Raw genomic sequence first — 866 nt, 5'->3', positions numbered from 1 at the left:
GGAGGAAGTCAAGGAAATCGCCGAAATCCTGCTCAAGGATGTGTTTAAACGTCTGACAGAACAAAATATTACTTTGTCTGTCACCGATAAGTTTAAAGAACGCTTGATCGAGGAGGGTTATAATCCGGCCTACGGCGCTCGTCCCTTACGTCGTGCGATTATGCGTCTGTTGGAAGATGTTCTGGCTGAGGAAATTCTCTCCGGACGGGTTTCTGATGGGGATACGGCTATGGTCGATATCGATGAGGAAGGTAAGGTGAAAGTAATTTCCGGTGAAAGACGTGAGTTAATCGCTCCCGTGATTGAATAACTTCTCACTGGAATTAGTTAAATAAAGGGTGGGCTTTTTGCTCACCTTTTCTCGTAAAGATAGGGGAAAAAAGTGCGATGAAAGTTTGGGTTGTGGGCTGTGTTTTGTTATTTTTGTTGGTGGAGTTTTATCAATGGGCCAAGGGTTTTATTTTACCGTTACCTCTCTATATTTTTGCTGGAGCTTTGCTATCGATCGCTTCTAATTATTCTCAAGATATGAGCAATTTATTTGCTAGAAATGAACCAGTTGATCAAACTGCTAGTTTAAGTGATGTTCCTGACATTTTGACGGCAGAAACCGCAATTACCAGCCTAGAAGCGGCAGCAGCGGAGGATAGTAAAAAGCGGTGTCGCTGAATCAAGACATGAAGACTAAATTGTGCCTCCTATCCACAAGTTACCTTAGTGCTAGGTTTTAAAAATTGCCGAGAGGACAATTGATACTTAAAATCAGCAACCCCCGATAACTTTTCAAACAGGTTCTAAGAATAGATGATCATGAAAACAGTCACAAAATTAGCTCTTATTGCCCTACTCTGGATAACAATAATCAA

At 41.5% G+C, this 866-nt stretch carries 1 protein-coding gene and 1 pseudogene; both read left to right on the top strand.

What is annotated here, in order from left to right; all coding sequences use genetic code 11:
* A pseudogene (locus MICAI_RS16170) lies at nt 1-310 on the top strand (ATP-dependent Clp protease ATP-binding subunit ClpC); the annotation flags it as partial.
* A gap of 77 nt (nt 311-387) precedes the next feature.
* A complete protein-coding gene (locus MICAI_RS16165) occupies nt 388-669 on the top strand; it encodes a hypothetical protein (RefSeq protein WP_008204436.1) in 282 nt (93 codons plus the stop codon).
* Nucleotides 670-866: the final 197 nt, after the last annotated feature.

Origin of the sequence: Microcystis sp. T1-4 (assembly GCF_000297435.1) — a bacterium.
Classification (GTDB): Bacteria; Cyanobacteriota; Cyanobacteriia; order Cyanobacteriales; family Microcystaceae; genus Microcystis.
The sequence above is the reverse complement of the archived record's forward strand: the minus strand, read 5'-3'. Positions and strand labels throughout refer to the sequence as shown.